The sequence below is a fragment of the Paraburkholderia phenoliruptrix genome (assembly GCF_902859825.1).
Classification (GTDB): Bacteria; Pseudomonadota; Gammaproteobacteria; order Burkholderiales; family Burkholderiaceae; genus Paraburkholderia; species Paraburkholderia phenoliruptrix.
On record NZ_CADIKB010000029.1, the window covers coordinates 1 to 19,615 of the forward strand.

The 19,615-nt window shown below is 64.1% G+C and carries 16 protein-coding genes; 12 read left to right on the forward strand and 4 right to left on the reverse strand.

The window, feature by feature from the left end; all coding sequences use genetic code 11:
* Positions 1–285: 285 nt before the first annotated feature.
* From HV711_RS23695 to HV711_RS23715, 5 genes are all read left to right on the forward strand, one after another.
* Positions 286–693, forward strand: a complete 408-nt coding sequence (locus HV711_RS23695) for a hypothetical protein (RefSeq protein ID WP_035484134.1) — start codon at positions 286–288, stop codon at positions 691–693.
* A gap of 950 nt (positions 694–1,643) precedes the next feature.
* Positions 1,644–2,435 (forward strand): gamma-glutamyl-gamma-aminobutyrate hydrolase family protein, encoded by a 792-nt coding sequence (locus HV711_RS23700; RefSeq protein ID WP_035484135.1) that lies wholly within the window; start codon positions 1,644–1,646, stop codon positions 2,433–2,435.
* 30 nt (positions 2,436–2,465) lie between these two features.
* Entirely contained in the window at positions 2,466–3,800 is a 1,335-nt protein-coding gene (locus tag HV711_RS23705; RefSeq protein WP_013588276.1) for a glutamine synthetase family protein, read from the forward strand.
* A 27-nt stretch (positions 3,801–3,827) separates the two neighbouring features.
* Positions 3,828–5,264 (forward strand): aspartate aminotransferase family protein, encoded by a 1,437-nt coding sequence (locus HV711_RS23710; protein WP_035484137.1) that lies wholly within the window; start codon positions 3,828–3,830, stop codon positions 5,262–5,264.
* Positions 5,265–5,512: 248 nt separating this feature from the next.
* Positions 5,513–5,989, forward strand: a complete 477-nt coding sequence (locus HV711_RS23715; protein WP_035484139.1) for a tellurite resistance TerB family protein — start codon at positions 5,513–5,515, stop codon at positions 5,987–5,989.
* Here the strand turns inward: HV711_RS23715 and HV711_RS23720 are convergent.
* Entirely contained in the window at positions 5,947–6,828 is an 882-nt protein-coding gene (locus HV711_RS23720) for a LysR family transcriptional regulator (RefSeq protein WP_013588273.1), read from the reverse strand. The two genes, HV711_RS23715 and HV711_RS23720, sit on opposite strands and share 43 nt — an antisense overlap.
* A 131-nt stretch (positions 6,829–6,959) precedes the next feature.
* Between HV711_RS23720 and HV711_RS23725 the strand changes: the two genes are divergently transcribed.
* Positions 6,960–7,727 (forward strand): TerC family protein, encoded by a 768-nt coding sequence (locus tag HV711_RS23725; RefSeq protein WP_028363111.1) that lies wholly within the window; start codon positions 6,960–6,962, stop codon positions 7,725–7,727.
* 74 nt (positions 7,728–7,801) lie between these two features.
* Complete coding sequence (locus tag HV711_RS23730; RefSeq protein ID WP_035484141.1) at positions 7,802–8,095, forward strand: TFIIB-type zinc ribbon-containing protein; 294 nt, start codon at positions 7,802–7,804, stop codon at positions 8,093–8,095.
* A gap of 89 nt (positions 8,096–8,184) precedes the next feature.
* Here HV711_RS23730 and HV711_RS23735 read toward each other — a convergent pair whose 3' ends face one another.
* On the reverse strand, positions 8,185–9,597 hold the full coding sequence (locus HV711_RS23735; protein ID WP_028363110.1) for an MFS transporter: 1,413 nt from the start codon (positions 9,595–9,597) through the stop codon (positions 8,185–8,187).
* Positions 9,598–9,993: 396 nt separating this feature from the next.
* Between HV711_RS23735 and HV711_RS23740 the strand changes: the two genes are divergently transcribed.
* The 5 genes from HV711_RS23740 to HV711_RS23760 all read left to right on the forward strand — a co-directional run bounded on the left by HV711_RS23740 (position 9,994) and on the right by HV711_RS23760 (position 15,896).
* Complete coding sequence (locus HV711_RS23740; protein ID WP_035484142.1) at positions 9,994–10,947, forward strand: 2-hydroxyacid dehydrogenase; 954 nt, start codon at positions 9,994–9,996, stop codon at positions 10,945–10,947.
* 97 nt (positions 10,948–11,044) lie between these two features.
* Positions 11,045–11,989 (forward strand): LysR family transcriptional regulator, encoded by a 945-nt coding sequence (locus HV711_RS23745; protein ID WP_028363108.1) that lies wholly within the window; start codon positions 11,045–11,047, stop codon positions 11,987–11,989.
* A gap of 45 nt (positions 11,990–12,034) precedes the next feature.
* A complete protein-coding gene (locus tag HV711_RS23750) occupies positions 12,035–12,946 on the forward strand; it encodes an MBL fold metallo-hydrolase (RefSeq protein ID WP_035484144.1) in 912 nt (303 codons plus the stop codon).
* Between the two features lie 146 nt (positions 12,947–13,092).
* Positions 13,093–14,025 (forward strand): LysR family transcriptional regulator, encoded by a 933-nt coding sequence (locus HV711_RS23755; RefSeq protein ID WP_013588266.1) that lies wholly within the window; start codon positions 13,093–13,095, stop codon positions 14,023–14,025.
* Between the two features lie 167 nt (positions 14,026–14,192).
* The gene (locus HV711_RS23760) at positions 14,193–15,896 is read left to right on the forward strand and encodes an IS1634 family transposase (protein ID WP_175145267.1); all 1,704 of its coding nucleotides are present in this window, start codon (positions 14,193–14,195) and stop codon (positions 15,894–15,896) included.
* A gap of 58 nt (positions 15,897–15,954) precedes the next feature.
* On the opposite strand, the gene HV711_RS23765 is transcribed toward HV711_RS23760, so the two are convergent.
* Positions 15,955–18,969 (reverse strand): ATP-binding protein, encoded by a 3,015-nt coding sequence (locus HV711_RS23765; RefSeq protein WP_035481884.1) that lies wholly within the window; start codon positions 18,967–18,969, stop codon positions 15,955–15,957.
* Between the two features lie 134 nt (positions 18,970–19,103).
* Positions 19,104–19,592 (reverse strand): DUF3331 domain-containing protein, encoded by a 489-nt coding sequence (locus tag HV711_RS23770; protein ID WP_035481885.1) that lies wholly within the window; start codon positions 19,590–19,592, stop codon positions 19,104–19,106.
* Positions 19,593–19,615: the final 23 nt, after the last annotated feature.

Here is a 19,615-nt window from a genome sequence, read left to right on the forward strand (position 1 = left end):
GCAGGCCGTAGTGGCCGAACCCGTCACGTATCGCCAGATCGCGCAACGTCCGCCAAAGGTCAAAGCTTCACCATAATGTGAAATTGTGGAGCTAAATGGATAGCCCTTATGGATGTACAGTAGTGCACGCGGATTCACGCCTCGTCACACCAACGGCTGGCCGGTTGATAACGCAAGTACGCGACCGGCACGATTGCGACGGCAGCCCAGGCTGCGATGAGCCGCGCATCGGCACGACGAGAGGCTCCCTTGCGTGGGAAAACCGGCGACTGGAGGGAAAGCAACATGTTTCGATTGGTAGGCGCGGGTGCAGTGCTGCTGATGGTTGCGTCGACAGTATCGGCAGGCGAACGCTATGTCGAAATCTGGAATCCGCCGGAGGCGCGTATCGGGCAGCCACTCAGGCAGTCGCTCACGCAGCCACTCACGCAGCCACTCACGCAGCCACTCACCCAACCATCCTGCAGGAAAAGCAACTGCAGAACGGGGCACCCGTCGCGTCACTCGACTGCATTGACGCCGCACCGTGTGGCTGACCCTCTCGCCAATCCTTCTGCGCACAGCCGGGTCCGGGCAGACAATTCGAAGAAGCACGCGGATCCTCGACCCGCCGAGCTGCCGCGCATCATCACGCCGGAAGGCAACATCTTCCGGGTAGGCACACGTGACGCGACGGTCAGCGTGCTGCGCTAGCAGCTTTCCGGCACGGACCGCGGCCGCGACAAGCGCCAGTCGACGCCACCTGGGCAAGAAACACGCGCTTTTTATGCTGCGGCTCAACGACGCGAGCCACGCGTCGTGCTGCAATCTTCCCCTGTAACGTCGTGAACCCTGCTCACGCTTTACGACATTCCGAACTCAATATCGAGCCCCCGCGCGGCACATAAAAACATCCTTTGGGCCAGCGCGAACCCGTCTCCCGCGACAAAACCAATTGACGGCATGGCTGGCTCGTATATGCTGGTTAACAGGCGATCGTAAGCCCCGCTTCGCAAAACACATTGTCGTATCTTGCGAAGCAGCAAATCCGCTTTGCAACGGATAAACCGATCAGCCAGGCGTGCTATTTCTCAGCAGCACGTTCAACCTGTTCAACGTCGCTAGTCGAGTGTCATCGTGAGAGTCCGTGGCCCTTTGGTGAGATGGAACCGCAGTCAGGCGAGCTGTCCTCGCGCTGACGGCGCCATTGCCAACGGCAGCAGCGGCAGCCTTGCGTTCCGCCGCTTCCTGTCCGTCTTCACAATTCTTTCGCGTCGTTCCGTTCGACGTCACAACTCCGTCTCCGCGCGCGCGTTCATCGCCGTGCGCACAGACGAGGTCGCTTCGCTGTTGCCCTAGCGCCTCCCTCCTGTTTGCCCTTCGATCCGTCCGTCTGGCTGAACGCGTCTGTGCCACGCGCGCGTTCGCGCACGCGCAGCGTTATTTGACGTCGCTCTGTCCGGCTCGCGTGCGCCTTGCCGCGCCCCGCGACGGGCGGCATCGAACGGTGCATCAGTTCATTACGCGCGGCGCGTTCCGTTGACGGCGACCGCCCGCCCTGCTCCGGTGACCTGACACGGCGCATCCGGCCGCGACCTGGTACCGCAGCGTATTTCGAAGCACTCCGTGCCGCATTCGCGGCTCTACAAACACATCTATTCGTTATGCGAAATAAACCGCTAATCGGCATTAGTGCCGACAGAACGACGATAGGCAGCCACCCGTCGCACCTAGCCGGCGAGAAATACATCACGGCCATCGTGGACGGCTCAAACGCGCTGGCCATGCTGCTGCCCGCACTCGGCGAGCGTCAATCCACGCAAGACGTGCTGGCCGCGGTCGACGGCCTGCTCTTTACCGGCAGCTATTCCAATGTCGAGCCGCGCCGCTACGGCGGCGAGCCCGCCGCGCCCGGCACGCTGCACGACGCGGCCCGCGACGCGACCACGCTGCCCCTGCTTCGCGCCGCAATCGCAGCCGGCGTGCCCGTGCTCGCCATATGCCGAGGGTTCCAGGAAATGAATGTGGTGTTCGGCGGAACGTTGCATCAGAGCGTTCACACGACGCCGGGTCTCAACGACCATCGCGAGAACAGGCACGACAGCCTCGACGTGCAATACGCGCCCTCTCATTCGGTCTCGCTCGCACGGGGCGGTCTATTGCAACGTCTTGCACACGGCGCACAGGAAGCGCGCGTGAATTCATTGCACGGCCAGGGCATTGGGCGATTGGGCACGGGCCTCACGATCGAAGCCACGGCGCCCGACGGGCTCATCGAAGCGGTCAGCGTGACACATGCGCGCGCTTTTGCGCTGGGCGTGCAGTGGCATCCCGAGTGGAAGCATGCGGACGACGCGCTCTGCGCTGCAATTTTTCGTGCATTTGGCGACGCCTGCCGCGATCGGATGCGCGCAAGAGACGACGGTCGCGCGGCACCGGCTGTTACGCATAACTAACTGCGGCCCAACAGAACAGAGAGAACCATCATGCATGACATCGACGATTTTCTAAAGAAGAACCACGTCACCGAGATCGAAGCGATCATTCCGGACATGGCCGGCATCGCACGCGGCAAGATCATCCCGCGCAGCAAGTTCGAGTCCGGCGAATCGATGCGCCTGCCGCAGGCGGTCATGATTCAGACGGTCACCGGCGACTATCCGGACGACGGCACGCTGACCGGCGTCACGGATCCGGACATGGTGTGCGTTCCCGACGCCACGACGATCCGCATGATCCCTTGGGCTGTCGATCCGACCGCCCAGGTGATTCACGATTGCGTGCACTTCGACGGCACGCCCGTCGCGATCTCGCCACGCCGTGTGCTGCGCCGCGTACTGGAGCTGTATCGCGCGAAGGGCTGGAAGCCCGTCATCGCGCCCGAGCTCGAGTTTTATCTGGTGGATATGAACAAGGACCCTGACCTGCCCTTGCAACCGCCGATCGGCCGCACGGGGCGTCCGGAGACCGGGCGCCAGTCGTATTCGATAGAAGCCGTGAACGAATTCGATCCGCTCTTCGAAGATATCTACGAGTACTGCGAGGTGCAGGAACTCGAAGTGGATACGCTGATTCACGAAGTGGGCGCCGCGCAGATGGAGATCAACTTCATGCACGGCGATCCGCTGAAACTCGCGGACAGCGTGTTCCTCTTCAAGCGCACGGTGCGTGAAGCCGCGCTGCGTCACAAGATGTACGCGACCTTCATGGCCAAGCCGATGGAAGGCGAGCCGGGATCGGCCATGCATATGCACCAGAGCCTCGTGGACGAAGAGACCGGCCGCAATCTTTTCACCGCCGCGGACGGCAAACCGACCTCGCTATTCACGAGCTATATCGCCGGCTTGCAGAAATACACGCCCGCGTTAATGCCTATTTTCGCGCCGTATATCAACTCCTACCGGCGGCTGTCGCGCTTCATGGCCGCGCCGATCAACGTGGCCTGGGGCTATGACAACCGCACGGTCGGCTTTCGCATTCCGCATTCGGGGCCCGCGGCGCGCCGCATAGAAAACCGCATTCCGGGCGTGGATTGCAACCCGTACCTCGCGATTGCGGCGACGCTCGCGGCGGGTTATCTCGGCATCACACAAAGGCTCGACGCCACCGAGCCGCTGCTGAGCGATGGGTACGAGTTGCCGTATCAACTGCCGCGCAATCTCGAAGACGGACTAACCTTGATGAGCGCGTGCGAGCCCATTGCCGAAGTACTCGGCGAGAAATTCGTGAAGGCGTACCTCGCGCTGAAGGAGACCGAATACGAAGCGTTTTTCCGCGTGATCAGCTCGTGGGAACGCCGGCATTTGCTGCTGCACGTCTAATGCAAAGAGAAAATACCAGGAGACTGTATGAGTTACAGAACAGAAGAGATCGCCTACGTGCAAGCGGCGCCGTCCGCCGCGAACCGGCGCGCCGAAACGCAACGCAGCACCGCGGAACTTCGCGCGCTCGACGCCGCGCATCACATTCATCCGTTTTCGGATATGGGCGCGCTCAATCGCAACGGCAGCCGCGTGATCGTGAAAGCGCACGGCGTGTACTTGTGGGATTCCGAGGGCAACAAGATTATCGACGGCATGGCCGGGCTATGGTGTGTGAACGTCGGCTATGGGCGCAAGGAACTCGCCGATGCAGCGTATCGGCAAATGCTGGAATTGCCCTACTACAACACGTTCTTCAAGACGACGCACCCGCCCGTCATCGAATTGTCCGCGCTGCTCGCCGAGCTCGCGCCGCAGCCGTTCAATCACTTTTTCTACTGCAATAGCGGCTCGGAGGGCAACGACACCGTGCTGCGCATCGTTCATCAATACTGGGCCACGCAGCGCAAGCCTGCCAAAAAGGTCGTGATTTCGCGCAGAAACGGCTATCACGGTTCGACGATTGCAGGCGGCACGCTCGGCGGCATGGGCTATATGCATGAGCAGATGCCGTCGAAAGTCGAAAACATCGTGCACATCGACCAGCCGTATTTCTTCGGCGAGGCCGGAAGCGGCCAGACACAGGAAGAATTCGCTCTGGCCCGCGCCCAGCAACTGGAGGCAAAGATCCTCGAAATTGGCGCTGATAACGTGGCCGCGTTCATTGGCGAGCCGTTCCAGGGCGCGGGCGGCGTGATCTTTCCTGGCTCGTCCTACTGGCCGGAAATTCAGCGCATCTGCCGTCAATACGACGTGCTGCTGGTCGCAGACGAAGTCATCGGCGGATTTGGCCGCACGGGAGAATGGTTCGCGCATCAGCATTTTGGCTTCGAGCCGGATCTCATCACGCTTGCCAAGGGGCTCACAAGCGGCTACGTGCCGATGGGCGCCGTCGGCCTGCACGATCGCGTTGCGACCGCCATTATCGAGAACGGCGAGTTCAATCACGGCCTCACCTACTCCGGGCATCCGGTCGCGGCCGCCGTGGCCGTGGCAAACCTCAGGCTGCTGCGCGACGAGAAGATCGTCGAGCGCGTCAAAACGGACACGGGGCCATACTTCCAGAAAAAGCTGCGCGACACCCTGGCGAACCATCCGATTGTCGGCGAGATTGCGGGCGCTGGGCTCGTGGCCGGCGTGCAACTGGCAGAAGAGCCGTCATCGCGTAGACGCTTTGCAAACGGCGGCGATGTCGGCACGCTCTGCCGCGACTTCTGCTTCAACGGCAACCTGATCATGCGCGCAAGCGGGGACCGCATGCTGCTGTCGCCGCCGCTCGTCATCAGCCGGGAGGAAATCGACGAGATCGTCGCGAAGGCAAAAAGCGCCATCGATGCGACAGCGCGACAACTCGGCGTGTCATAAGCTTTACGCTCGGATCGGCGTGCGCGTGGCGGGTTCTCGTGCGGGCTTGCGTGCGGGCTGTCGTGCGGGTTTGCGTGATAACCCCGCGTATGCCGGCTCCGCAAAGAAAGCGGCGCCGCAAGCCGGTGCTCAACGAGTCTTCGTATTTACCGAACCTTCACTTCGTGATTAGCAGATTTATTCGACACGAACATTGCCGGAGACTGGGCTCATCTTCAATACGGACATCGTCCGCGAAAGGACCGATCATGCGCACCTATCCGCGAAACAGTAAAGAAGCAGCCGCACGAATCGTCGCGCTTGCGCTCACGTCAGACGGCCACGTCTGCAGCTCCGAGGAGCGCGCTCTCGACAAGCTGAACATAGCCGGCGAGCTCGGCCTTGCGCCGGCGCAATTTGCGCAGATTCTACAGGCGCTCTGTGAGGACCGCTCGATTGCGCAGCTGTCGTCCGCGCCTCCCATGGGGCGCCTCGACGCCGCGCTGCTGGCCATATTGATCGACGAAATCGACGATCCCGCGCTGCGCCGCAAGGTCATTCGTTTATGCGTTGCAGTCACGGTGGCCGACGACTATCTCGCGGACGGTGAAATTGCCCTGCTCGCCGCGGTGTTCGACGCATGGGGCCACCAGTTGAAACCCGCCGCAAGCCGGCGCGGCGTTCCGTCGCCTGCGTTTCGCGGTTACACGCGCGCGGCGTCCACGACCTCGGAAGCCAGCCCGTGATGCTGGCCACGGCGGGAGCGGATCGCGTGAATCTCTTCGATCACGCCTTCCGCGCGGCCGAGCCGGCGCAAGCCGCGTAGCAGCGACAGATCGTCGGCGCCCAGTTCCGCGAGCGGAAACACGCCGAGACCGCGCGCGGCAAAGACCGCCATCAGCGCACTGTCCTCGAATTCGCCCACCACGCGCGGCCGGATGCCTTGCGAATCGAACCAGCGGTCGAGCCGCGCGCGCAATGCGGCATGGCGCGTGGGCAGCAGCACCGGCAGCTCGGCGAGGCACTGCGGAAAGCCCGCTCGCGCGGATTTGCGCACGATCTCGGCCGGCCCGTACCAATCGACCGGCGAGCCCACGAGCCGCTGACTCAACACACGCAAATCGGAGTTGTGCGGCGCCGGCTGACAGGCGAGCACCAGATCGAGCCGGTGCAGCGCGAGTTCGGACAACAGCTCGGCAGGCTCGCCCTCGTGACAGAGCAGTCTGAGCGAAGGCGTGCCGAGCACCGGCGCAAGAAGCGCATGAGCCGCGAGCTTGGAAATACCGTCCGAGAGGCCGACTGCAAGCCGCGCGACACCCTCGCCGCCCGCCTCATGCATGTCGTCGAGCAGCGCCTCGCCGAGCTGGAAAATCTGCTCCGCGCGGCTGAACGCCGTCTCGCCGGCTTCGGTCATGGTGACGCCGCGGCCGGCCGGTTTCAGCAACTGTCGCCCAAGGGATTTTTCGAGCTCGCGCACCTGCGCGCTGATGGTCTGCACCGCCATATCGAGCCGCTCGGCCGCGCGCGCAAAGCCGCCCTCCTTCACGACGATCCAGAAATAGTACAAGTGACGGTAGTTGAGCATGATGGTGCCGACGGACGTGAACTTCGAAAAAACCGATCTATTCGTCAGCTTAACACTGGTTTATCCGAGTCGTGCGGGCGGCGATCATAGGCGCTATCCGATCATTAACTCATCCGTTCGCTCACCGACTCATGGACACTCTGCTCGCCCTCGTTGCCGACCCCGCTGCGTGGGTAGCGCTCCTCACGCTCGTCGTGATGGAAGTCGTGCTCGGCATCGACAACCTGATCTTCATTTCGATCCTGAGCAACAAGCTGCCCGAGGCGCAGCGCGCCCGCACGCAGCGTCTTGGCATCATGCTCGCGCTGGTGCTGCGGCTCGGCCTGCTCGGCACGGTCGCGTGGATCGCGCAGTTGACCGCGCCCGCCATTGCGCTGTTCGGCCACGCGTTCTCGTGGCGCGACCTCATTCTGCTCGGCGGTGGTTTTTTCCTCGTCTGGAAGGCGACGCGCGAAATGCACCATCACGTCACGCACGCCCCCGCGGAGGATGAAAGCAGGAGCGCGGGCGGCACCGTGCAGTTGACCGTCGCGGGCGCAATCGGCCAGATCCTGCTGCTCGATATCGTGTTCTCGGTCGACAGCATCATCACCGCGGTCGGCATGACCGACCACATGCCGATCATGTTCGTCGCGGTGATCTGTGCTGTCCTCGCGATGCTGTTTGCCGCGCGTCCGCTGTCGCAGTTCATCGAACGCAATCCGACCATCGTGACGCTTGCGTTGAGCTTCCTGCTCGTGATCGGCATGACGCTGATTGCGGAAGGCTTTGGTACGCACGTGCCGAAAGCGTACATCTACGTGGCGATGGCGTTCTCCGCATTCGTCGAGGCGGTGAACATGCTGGTGCGGCGCGCCAGGTCCCGACGCGCGGCCGGCGCGGGCGGCATGGGCCAGTAACGGCTGTGTGACAAGCACCCGCGAGCCACGCGCCCCCCGATGTTCTTCTACTCATCCTGTCGAGGAGCAACACTATGAAATGCCCTGTTTGCACAACACCTGACCTGCTGATGACCGAGCGCCGCTCGATCGAAATCGACTACTGTCCCGAGTGCCGCGGCGTGTGGCTCGATCGCGGGGAACTCGACAAGCTGATCGCGCAGGATGCCGCACAGACCGCCGCGCCCGCCCACGCGCGCCCGGTTCGCGACGACCGCCGCGAGCGCGAGCACCTTTACGACGGCGAGCGCCGTTATGACGAGCATCGTTCGGGCTATCGCACCCACAAGAAAAAGCGCTCGATTTTCGACGTGTTCGATTTTGATTGAGCGAGATGCACGGGCTGCCGTCCCATCGCTTGTCAAGCTGGTCCAACACCCTGCATGGCGCGTAGCAACGGCACGCCTCATCCACGCGACTACTGGCTGCCTCCGGTTCGCGCCGGCGTCTCGCCGCGCCGCGCGGCAATCGGCTCGACGACGCTAAAGAGCAGCACCAGGCAGAGAAACGCGGTCCCGACCATGTAGAGAAACACGCTCGTCCAGCTGAACCTGTCGAGCAGAATGCCGACCGCAAGCGGTGCGCAGGCGCCGCCGATCTGCCCGACGCAATTCACGATGCCGAACGCGGTCGGATACGTGGACTTGGTCGCGAGTCCCATCGGATACGCGGAATAACCGGCAAAGCCGATACCGAGCATGAGGCCGGCGAACATCAGCGTGACGCCCAGATACGCGACGCTGTTCGGCGCATCGATCAACAGCAGCATCGTCAGCATGGTGCCGAGCGCGCCGAGCATCATCATGGGCTTGCGGCGGCCGCCGAGCAGGCGGTCGGAAATCACGCCGCCGAGCAGGTTGCCGGCCACCGCGCCCATAAACGGCGCGGACGCGAGAAAGCCCATTTTTACCGACGCAAAACCCTTCACCGTGACGAGGTAGGTCGGCATCCACGACATGAAGATGTTGCTGATGCCGATCATGCAGCCATAGCCGATGGCGACGCCGAGAATATTCCATGAGCCGAACACCTCGCGAATCGTCTCGAGCTGCGCCACGCGTTTCGTCCGGTTGAAGGCGTCCAGATACGGAATCCGCGCGACTTCGCTCGTGAGCGGTCGGCCTGGTGCCGCTTGCCCGTGGCCTTGCCGCGGGGTGTCGTCGGCGATATAGCGCTGCTCGGCTTCCGAGCAGAAGCGGTTTTGACCGGGCGAATTGGTGACGAGAAACATCCAGAGAACGGCGAGCACAATGCCCGGCACGGCGAACACGTAGAAGATCTCGCGCCATCCCCACAACTGGATCACCACGATGCACACCGACGGCACGATGAGCGGACCGAGCTTCGATGCGGCGATCCATAGCCCCGTCGCCGTGCCCTTTTCCTTGGCGGGGAACCAGCGATTGATCACGTTCGTGCAGCCGATTCCCAACGGACCTTCGGACAGGCCCAGGCCGACACGGTACGCCTGCAGCAAAAATACCGACGACGTGGTGCCCATCAGCCCCGTAAAGACCGACGTGAGAATCATGAAGACCGAAAACAGAAAGCCTGTGGTCTTCTCGCTGAGCCGCTTGTACAGCAGGCCGACAGGGATCTGCACGAAGCCGTATGCAAACGAAAAGAGACTGACGATCAGACCGGCTTGCGTGTTGGTGATGCCGTATTCCTTCTTGAGGTATGGCAGGGCGATGCCGAAATTGGCGCGATCCGCACAGGCAATCGCCCAGATGCAGAAAATGAGGCCCATCACGATCCACCGGTGGCCGGTGCGCTTTTGCGCCAGCGGCCCGGCCTTGGCAGTGGCGACGACACTCTCGGCATTATTCATGGCGCGGCCCTCGCGACACTGCGTCGGGGCGCGGCTGCACGACAAATCGAGCTGATGCTGCCGCAGGCGTCATGCCGCAGCATGCTGCAGACGCCTGACTTCACGCATGTTTTCACGCTCTGTCTCCGATGTATTTGAAATTTATGGGCGCTTCCATGTGGGCAAGCCGGTGAAGCAATGCTCCTTCCGATGCTGTCGATTCTCGCGACGACGCCTTACCCCGTCCAATCTTTTATCGCTATTACCTGATGCCTGAATTGAATCATTGCCGGGGCGCCGTTCGCTTCGATCCGTGGATCAACTGATAGCGTTTTGGGATTGGACGCAGCGCATGAAAAGCCCGATCATCCGCCGACATCGCGACTGGATACGTCGACTACAACAAGGAGCGCCGCTTTGAAGCCGAACATTCTGCAGCTGAACCCGATTCTGGTTCCCGCCATCAACGACAAGCTCGCATCGCTCTACACCGTGCACCGGCTCTTCGAGCAAAGCGATAAGGATGCCTATATTCGCGAGCACGGCGCGTCCATCCGCGGCGTGATCACGGGCGGCCATACAGGCATTTCTAACGACCTGATTCAACGCTTGCCTGCATTGGAAGTCATCGCGGTCAACGGCGTGGGTACCGACGCGGTGGACCTCGCCTTCGCGCGTTCACGCGGCATTCCGGTCACGGCTACCTTCGGTGCACTGACGGAAGACGTCGCCGATCTCGCCATCGGCCTGATGCTCGCGGTATGCCGCGAAATCTGTGTCGGCAATCAGTTCGTCAAATCGGGGAACTGGCTGAAGAATCCGCATCCGGGCGCCTTGCCGCTGTCGTGCCGCCTGAGCGGCAAGCGCGTCGGCATTGTCGGAATGGGTAAAGTCGGACGTGCGATCGCGCAGCGTGCAAGCGCATTCGATTGCCCGATCACCTATACCGACTTGCGCCGCATGGACGATGTCGCGCATCCGTTCGTTGCCGATCTGCTGTCGCTCGCGCGCGGCTGCGATTTTCTCGTGCTGGCCGCGGCGGCCGACAAGGCGCAAGGCATCGTCAATGCAGCCGTGCTCGACGCGCTCGGCAAGAACGGCTATCTGATCAACGTGGCGCGGGGCAAGCTCGTGGTGGAAAGCGACCTCGTGCAGGCGTTAAAAGGCGGCGTGATCGCGGGCGCGGGTCTCGACGTGTTCGTCGACGAACCGAACGTGCCGCCCGCGCTCTTCGAGATGGACCGCGTCGTCCTGCAGGCGCATCGCGCGAGCGCCACCGTCGAATCGCGCACGGCAATGGGCGACATGGTGCTGGCAAGCCTCGCGCAGGCACTCGCGGGACGGCGCCCCGAAGGCAGCCTCACGACCTGATGCGGCAGCGGCCCGTGCATGTTCGCGGGCCCGCCGGTTGGGGCGGGACGTGCGCACCTATAATGACCGTCCGCTCCCCACCCATGTCGATACCAGCATGCTCGATCTCGGACAAGTGCGCTGCTTCGTCGCCGCGGCGACAGAACTGAACTTCAGACGCGCGGCCGCGCTGCTGCACATGACGCAGCCGCCATTGAGCAGACAGATCCAGTTGCTCGAAGACAACCTCGGCGTGAAGCTCTTCGAGCGCGTTGGGCGCACCGTCAAGCTGACTACCGAAGGCCGCGTGTTTCTCGCCGACGCCAGCCGTCTTTTGAATCTCGCCGAACAGGCCGAAAGCACCGTGCGGCGCGCGAGCAAGGGCAAGACCGGGCGCGTGCGACTCGGCTTCACCGGAGCTGCAGGTTACGAACTGATTCCCGAACTGCTGGTGGCCGCCGCCGACGCGCTGCCCGAGGTCGACGTCGTGCTGCTCGAGCTCGTTTCCGCCGCGCAGATCGAAGCATTCGCCGCGAACGCGATCGACCTCGGCTTTCTGCGCCCCTTGCCGTCGCGGCAAAAGCTGGAGTTCGTGCGCGTGGACGAAGAGCCGCTTATCGTCGCGCTGCCGACACGCCACGCTTTGTGTGCATTTGCACAGGTCGAACTGAAGCAGCTCGACGGGCAGCCGTTCATCATGCCTTCGCCCGCGCAGGGCAAGTACTTTCATGACCGCATCATGGGCATCCTCGCGGCCGAGGGCGTGAATCTGAACATCGCGCAATACATCGACCAGACGCCCACCATTCTGTCGCTGGTGCGCGCCGGACTCGGGCTGGCTATCCTGCCGGCGTCGGCGCAACGGTTTCATTACGACAACGTGGAATTCCGCCTGATTGCCGGCAACACGCTTCACGCAGAAATGAGCATGGCGTGGCGCGCCGATCAGGACAATCCCGCCGTCACCGCATTCCGCTTGATGGCGGCCGGCTACTTCGCCGACAAAACACGCGCGCGCACGGCGCCGCCCGACGCCGATCCCGCCGGGCGCGCCCAGGTATAGCGCTTGCGCGCCATGGCGTGCCTCCTGCGTTACGGACGACACGCGATGATCGTGCACCACCTCAACTGCATTTCGACCTGCCCGCTGGGCGGCCGCCTGATGGACAGACGCACCCGCTCGCTCGCCGAGCGCGGCCTCCTCACCTGTCACTGTCTGCTGATCGAAGCCGCAGCGGGCCTCGTGCTGGTCGACACCGGCTTCGGTTTGCGCGACGTCGCCAATCCGCGCTCGCGTATCAGCCGCTTCTTTCTCGGGCTCGTCAGCCCGGATTTCCGCGAGGAAATGACCGCGATCCGCCAGCTCGAGCGACTCGGTTTCGATCCGCGTGACGTCAGACATATCGTGTTGAGCCACCTCGACTTCGATCACGCCGGCGGCCTCGACGACTTTCCTCAGGCCACCGTGCACCTGTTGCGCGTCGAGCGCGACTATGCGCTTGAGCAGAAAACGTGGATAGACCGGCAGCGCTTCCGTCCGCAACAATGGCCGACGTCCGCGAACTGGCGCGTGTATCAGGCGAGCGACGGCGAAACGTGGAACGGCTTTGCGCGGGTGCAGCAATTCGACGGACTGCCGTCCGAGCTGCTGATGGTGCCGCTGCGCGGCCACACCTTCGGTCATGCGGGCATCGCCGTTCAGACCACGGGCGACAAGTGGCTCTTCAACGCCGCCGACGCCTACTTCCACCATGCCGAGATGCACGCCAATCCGCATTGCACGCCGGGGTTGCGCTTTTATCAGTGGATGCTCGAAAAGGATCGCACGGCACGCTTCGAGAATCAGCGCCGCCTGCGCGAACTCGCGCTGACGAGCCGCGCCGTGACCGTGTTCTGCAGCCACGACGTGACCGAATTCGAACGGCTTGCAAAGCGTCCCGCGAACATGCCGGCGCGGCGTGCCGTGGATATGAGCGCAGCGCCGCACGCTTCCCGATCGAGCGACGATCGCATCGCGTAGCGCCGCGAGGCACACGCACATCGGCGACCACACGAAGCGCGACGAAGAAGGCGACGCGCAAGCCGTCGCGAACGCCACGAAATCCAGTATGCTGAGCGCTCGAGCCGCCCGGCTCGATTGGATTTCGCCCTTCGCCATTCTTCGCCATGAATCTTTCGTTTGAAGTTCTGCAGGTGCTCGACGCCGTCGATCGAACCGGCACGTTTGCCAACGCCGCAGAAACGCTGCACAAAGTGCCGTCGTCGCTCACTTATCTGGTCCAGAAGCTCGAACTCGACCTCGGCGTGAAGCTGTTCGACCGCAGCGGCCGCCGCGCGACGCTTACGCATGCGGGGCGCGTGGTCGTCGAGGAGGGCCGCCGCCTGCTGGCTGCCGCCGAAGACCTGGAATGCAAGGCAAAGCGCATCGAACAGGGCTGGGAGTCCGACCTGTACGTGGCCGTCGACGAGATCATTCCGTTCGCACTGCTGTGGGATCACGTCGACGAGTTCTACAAACTCAAGCTCGACACGCGGCTCAACCTGTCGAAAGAAGTGCTGGGCGGTTCGTGGGACGCGCTGCTCACGCGCCGCGCGGACCTGATCGTCGGCGCGGCGGGCGACCCGCCGCCCATTCCGAACCTCGTCGCAAAGCCGATCGGCTCGCTGCGGCACGTGTTCGTGGTCGCGCCGGATCATCCGCTCGCGGCCTTGCCCGGACCGTTGACGCTCGACGCGGTCGCGCGCCATCGCGCGGTGGCGATCGGCGATACGTCGCGCGAACTCGCGCCGCGCACGATTGCCCTCGCAGACAACCAGGAAGTGCTGACCGTGCCCACGCTCGAAGCCAAGCTCGCCGCGCAATTGCGCGGGCTCGCGGCGGGCACGATCCCCGAATGCCTTGCCGTCGGGGCACTGAGAAACGGTGAGCTGGTCCAGAAGGAAGTGCTCGGCATGCGCGAGGTCACGCATTTCTATCTGGCGTGGCGCGACGACGAAACGGGCAAGGCGTTGCGCTGGTGGGTCGAGCGGCTCGATCAGCCCGACCTGATCGACAAGGTGGTGCAACAGCAGATGCTGCAGTCAAAAACCAGCGTGTGATTCATGCTGCGCCAAGCCGCCAAGCCGCCAAGCCGCCATGGCGCGATAGCGCTAGCCCTACTTTCGCAAACCTGAAGTTTTTTTGAGGTGCGCGAAGCCGTAAAGCGGCTGGAATGATGGATTTTGCAGTATTCTTGGCCAATTGAAAATTGCTACATGAAAGAACAATGCACATTTTTGAGCGCGAGGTCAACGGCCATCGCTACCGTATCGCAGCTCAGTCGGTGTGGGATGCGAAAAAAGGTCGCTCTGTCGCGCGCCAGGCGGTGCTGGGGCCCGTCGCGCCGCCACCGGTAGCGGATCTGCGTGCTACGCGGACGATTGGTACGCGCGGGGTCGGCGATGTCGGTGCGTTGGTCTGGGTCGCTGAGCAACTAGATTTGGTCGCGCACATTGATCGGGCGTGCGGAGGGCTTGGCGCCAAGGGCGGCCCATCAGTGGGCGAGCTGGCGGTTGCCGTGGCGATCCAGAGGGCTTGCGCGCCGGGACCCAAGCGCGACCTCGGGGAATTCCTTGATGCCAGCCTGCCGCGCGTATCGTGCTTGCCGGGCTCTACGTTTACCGGCCAGGCCTTCCATCGCGTTGCCCAGCAGGTTACTGATTTGGACTTGGAGCAGGCCCAGGTGGCGATCTCGAAGGCGGCAGTAGCCCGGTTCGAGCTGTCGGCGGACGTGCTCGCGTTCGACACGACCAACTTCGATACGCACATCGCCACGCTAACGCCGGGCGAGCTGGCCAAGCGTGGACACGCAAAGAGCAAGAGGAAGGACCTGCGCGTGGTCGGGCTCGGTGTTCTGGTCAGCGAGACGGGACACGTGCCGCTGCTGTATCGGACCTATTGCGGCAATGGGTCGGATCAAGCGGTGCTGGGAGCGTGCCTGGGCGGGTTGGCGCAGCTGCACGAGGCACTGGACAGCGGCGAGGGCCGGCAGCGACCCGCGCAGCGTACGCTGGTACGAGATGGTGGGTTCTGGAGCCCACAACTGGAGCTGGATCTCGACGGCGCGGGCTACTACAGCCTCATCTCATTACCGCTCGGGCACGGGGCTGCGCAAGAGGCGCTGCAAATGGCGGCGCAACGCGGTGCGATGAAGCCGCTGACGGGCAAGCTCAGCGACGTCCGAGCGGCGCGCGTGCGAACCGCGGTCGGAGCGCTGGACCGGACTCTCGTCGTGATTGAGAGCCAGGAGCTGCTGGAGGGGCAAAAGCGCGGCATTGCGGTGGCCCTGCGCAAAGCGAAGGAGGAACTGGGCAAGCTCGAGCGGCTGATAGAAGCGGGCCGCATCTCGCTTGCACAACTTGAGCTTCGGGTCCGCAAGGCGATCGCCCGGGAGCACCTGTCGAGCTTCGTGGTGACAACCGTCGCCGGAAGCGATAAGGCGCCGACCCTGCAGTGGCACGTGGATGCCTCATTGCGCCGCGAGTTGGAAAAGACCCGGCTCGGCCGGCGCGTCTTGTGCACGGATCGGCACGACTGGAGCACGGGTCGGATCGTCTACGCCTTCCGAGGGCAGTGGAACGTCGAGGAGCTGTTCCGCAGAGCCAAGAAAGGCGGCGTAGTCCCCTGGGGGCCGTCGCATCAGTGGGCCGACGGCTCGCTACGCCTGCACACCTTTGCAACCGTCCTTGGGTTGATGCTCGTCAGCCTGGCCAGGATCGCGCTCGGCACCGACGCCTCGGCGCGTTGCATGCTGGAGGGATTGGCTGAAATCAAAGCGACGTTGGTACGGACGACTACCGGAGGCGCGGGTCGACGGCCAACGGTCATGCTTGCGCCAGAGCTCACGAAGGAGCAGCGCGTGGCTGTGAAAGTCTTCGAGCTGGAGAGGTGGTATCCAAATATTCTTTCATGTATCTCAGATAGCTCTTGATAAGCCATGAATCGTGGGAGAAACGCTACGATCTGCGCTGCGACATGCGAAGGTAGGGCTAGCGGCCTTCGCTGAGTTCCGGCGGCCGCGCGCCTGCGACGCGCGGCGCCCCGCCGGCGCCCTCACCTCGCGCACAGCGCGAGGCCGCTGCTGAGGAAGCCCTCGCGGCTTCGAGCATGTGCCGCGCGGCGCGGAAATCGTCGAGATCGAGCCCTTGGGTCAGCCTTGCGCAGGCCGCCTCGATCACGCGCACGGCGTCGTCGGCGCGCCCTTGCGCACACCACAGGCGGCCGAGACTCGTCGCCGCGCGCAACTGCAGCGAGGCGCAGCCTTGCGCGAGCGCTTCCTCCATCGCTGCATTCAGAGACGCTTCTGCGTCCGCCGCGGCGTCGCCGTCAACAGGCGTTGACGCACCGTCGAGCAGCAGTAGTTCGCCGTGCACGCGCCGCAGTTCCACCACATACCAATGGTCGCCGCTTTCGTCGCATTGCGCCAACGCGCGCGTCACCGCGGCGAGGGCCTCGTCGCGTCGTCCCGCGCGGCCCAACGCAAGCGCGTACTGGGCGACGAGCATCGCGCGCTGGGCGGCGTATTCGAGCGCATCCAGTTCGTCCAGTGCCGCGCGAAAGGCGTGAAGACGCTCGGACCGCACGTCGTCGAGCGAGCACAGGTACGCGTCGAAACAGCGGGCGCACGCCTGGGATACGCCGAGGCCCGTGCGCGCCGACACATCGCGCAGCAATGCAATGGCTCGCGCCGCGCGCTCGCGTTTGCCCGACAGCAACGCGAGCGGAATCTCCGCTTCCACGAGCACGTAGCAGGTAACGATCGCCTGGTCCTGCGCACCCGCGCTCGCCACGCAGGCTTCTGCAAGATCGAGCGCCTCGTCACGCGCCCCCTGGAACCACAGGAGCCGCGCCAGCGTCGCGCGGCCCACCAGCCCCTGGTCGATGGATTGGCCGAGCGGCAAACCGTGCTGCAGCGTGTCGGCTTGCAGCAGGAAGCGTTCGAGCGACGCGCGCGCCTGCTGCTGATTGCCGGCGTAATGCCAGGCTATGCCGAGCAGTCGCGAAGCGAGCATGCCATTGCTCATATCGCCGGTTTGCGCGGCGAGCGACGCGAAACGATGGGCGAACGCGAGGGCATTGCGCGCCGCGCCCGACGACTGGCTCGCATTCCACATGCCCCACAACGCGCGCGCCTCGAAAGCCCGGTCGGCGAGCGCGATGGCGAGTGCCAGCACCTCGGCCCACACCGCGAGCGTTTCGCGGTTCGGCCCGTTCACATAGACGAGCGCCGCGCCGAGCGCCGCGAGCAGTTGCATGCGCACCCGCAGATGACGGGCCGAGCCCGACGCGCCGTGGGTCTGAGCGACACTGTCGAGCGCGCGGCGTGCCCACGCGCAGCATTCGTCGACGAGCGAGAGCTCGTACAGCAGCGCGACCACCTTGACCGCGAGTTTTTCCGCGAGCGCGTCGTCGCCCTTTGACGAAAGCGCCCAGCCGAGCGCCGCGCGCAAATCGTCGAGCGAGGCGCGCATGCGCGCATGCCAGCCGTCGGCGCCGCCCTCCGGGGCGCGTGCTTGCGCCGACATCTGCCGCTCCAGCAAGCCGGCGAAATAACGCGCGTGGTTCAGCGTGGCCATGCGCCGCTCGCCGTTGTCGTCGAGCTTTTGCAGCGCGTACGCACGCGTGGTTTCGAGGAGCCGATAGCTCGCCTTGCCGCGGTCCGCACGCGCCACCACGAGCGACTTCTCGACGAGCCCCGACAGCGCCGCGATCACCTCCGCTTCCTGCAACCCCTGATCCGCGACCACGGCGATGGCCGCCTCCATTGAAAAGCTGTTGACGAAGATGCCGAGCCTGCGCAGCGTCGCGCGCTCGGCGTCGTCGAGCAGACCATGACTCCAGTCGAGTGTCGCCTTCAAGGTCTGATGCCGCGGCAGCGCCGTGCGGTTGCCGCCCGTCAGCATGCTGAAGCGGTCGTCCAGGTGATCCGCGAGTGTTTCGATGCCGAGAATCGCCGCGCGTGCGGCCGCGAGTTCGATTGCGAGCGGTATGCCGTCGAGCCGGCGGCATACCGTGCCGGTCAGATGGATGCTGCGCTCGTCGGACGAAAAACGCGCGTCCATTGCGCGGGCGCGCGACAGGAACAACTGCACGGCGCTGCACCCGAGCACATGCTCGCCTTGATCGTCGTGTGTGGGAACGTCGAGCGAGGCGACCCAATACAGATGTTCTTCGGCGACGCGCAGCGGCTCGCGGCTCGTCGCCAGCACGCGCACGCCCGGGCCCGCATTCAGCAGCGCTTCGGCCAATTCGGCGGCCGGCGCGAGCACGTGCTCGCAATTGTCGAGCACGCACAGCACGCGCCGCTCGCCCCACTCGCGGCTCACGCGTGTGAGCGTGAGCGGACCGCTTGCCTTGCTCACGCCGACACTCGCGGCCAACATGGCGAGCACGCTGTTCGCATCCGACGTCGACGCGAGCGGGACCAGATAGACACCGTCCGGATAGTCGCCGACGAGCCGGCGCGCGACCTCCACCGCGAGGCGCGTCTTGCCGATGCCGCCTGCGCCGAGCAGCGTGACGTGACGCGCCGCGGCAAGCGAGCGCGCGACATCGAGAAGCGCGCCGTCGCGGCCGATCAGCGGCGAGAAACTGGCGGGCAGATTGTGCGGGCTCTGCGCTGCGGTGCTGTGCGCGTCATGGCCTGCATGAGCCTCGGAGCGCGGTTCGGTCAATCCGGCGCTCGACGCGTCGCGCGTCGCGGCCGGCAGCGGCGACTGCCTCGCGACGAGCCGGTAGCCGCGGCCCGAGACGGTCTGGATGAGTCCGCGGCTTTCGCCAAGCACCTTGCGCAGAGCGGACATGTGCACCTGCAGATTGTTTTCTTCGACGATGGTGTCGGGCCACACTTGCCTCAACATGTCGTTCTTCGAAACGAGTTCGCCTTTCGCGGCGATCAGAACGGCGAGCATGTCGAAGGCGCGGCTGCCGATGCGCACGGGTTGTCCGTCGAGAAGCAGTTCCCGACCGACCAGGTCCACCTGAAGCGGGCCGATGCGAATCATGAGGCGGTATCCAGAACACGAGGAATGACGATGCAGCCGGGCAGGCGCGGCCCGGCGAGGCGTCCCCGAAGTCTAGACCAGGCGCAAAAAGGCATGCGCGGAAAAAACTGAACCTATCGTTCAAATTTTTTGGATTAAACCAGCGGATGCTGGACGTCGACCACCGACGCAAGAATCATCGCGGCGGCATTGACGGGCACCGCGCTGCGCACTCTCGGCTTGTAGATCAGGTCGTTGCGGCGAATCGTGGCGCCGCTCAGCGCGCAGCGCCCTTTTAATCGCGCGCGGCAACTGATCCACACCTGATCCGCATAACGGCACAGCGTGGCGTCCTGCCAGAGCACCGCAATCGACGTCTCCGACAAACGCTCGATCACCTCGACCTGCCGATGCCGCGACGGCCCATTGGCCGCCTCGCGCGTGAGCGGCACCGCGAGATACGCCGCGCCTTCGGCTTCGCCGCGATAGCCGGCAAGCAGCCGCTCGATCATGTGATTCCAGACGGGTGCGTGAGCGCGCGCCTCCGCGTGTTCGTCGCGCGCCGCAAGGCCTTCTTCATGATGCACGCCCGCTTCGTGCCTGGCTGCATTCGTGCATTGCTTGGCGGGTAATTCGGTGTGCATCGCGATTTTCCTCGTATGTGGGT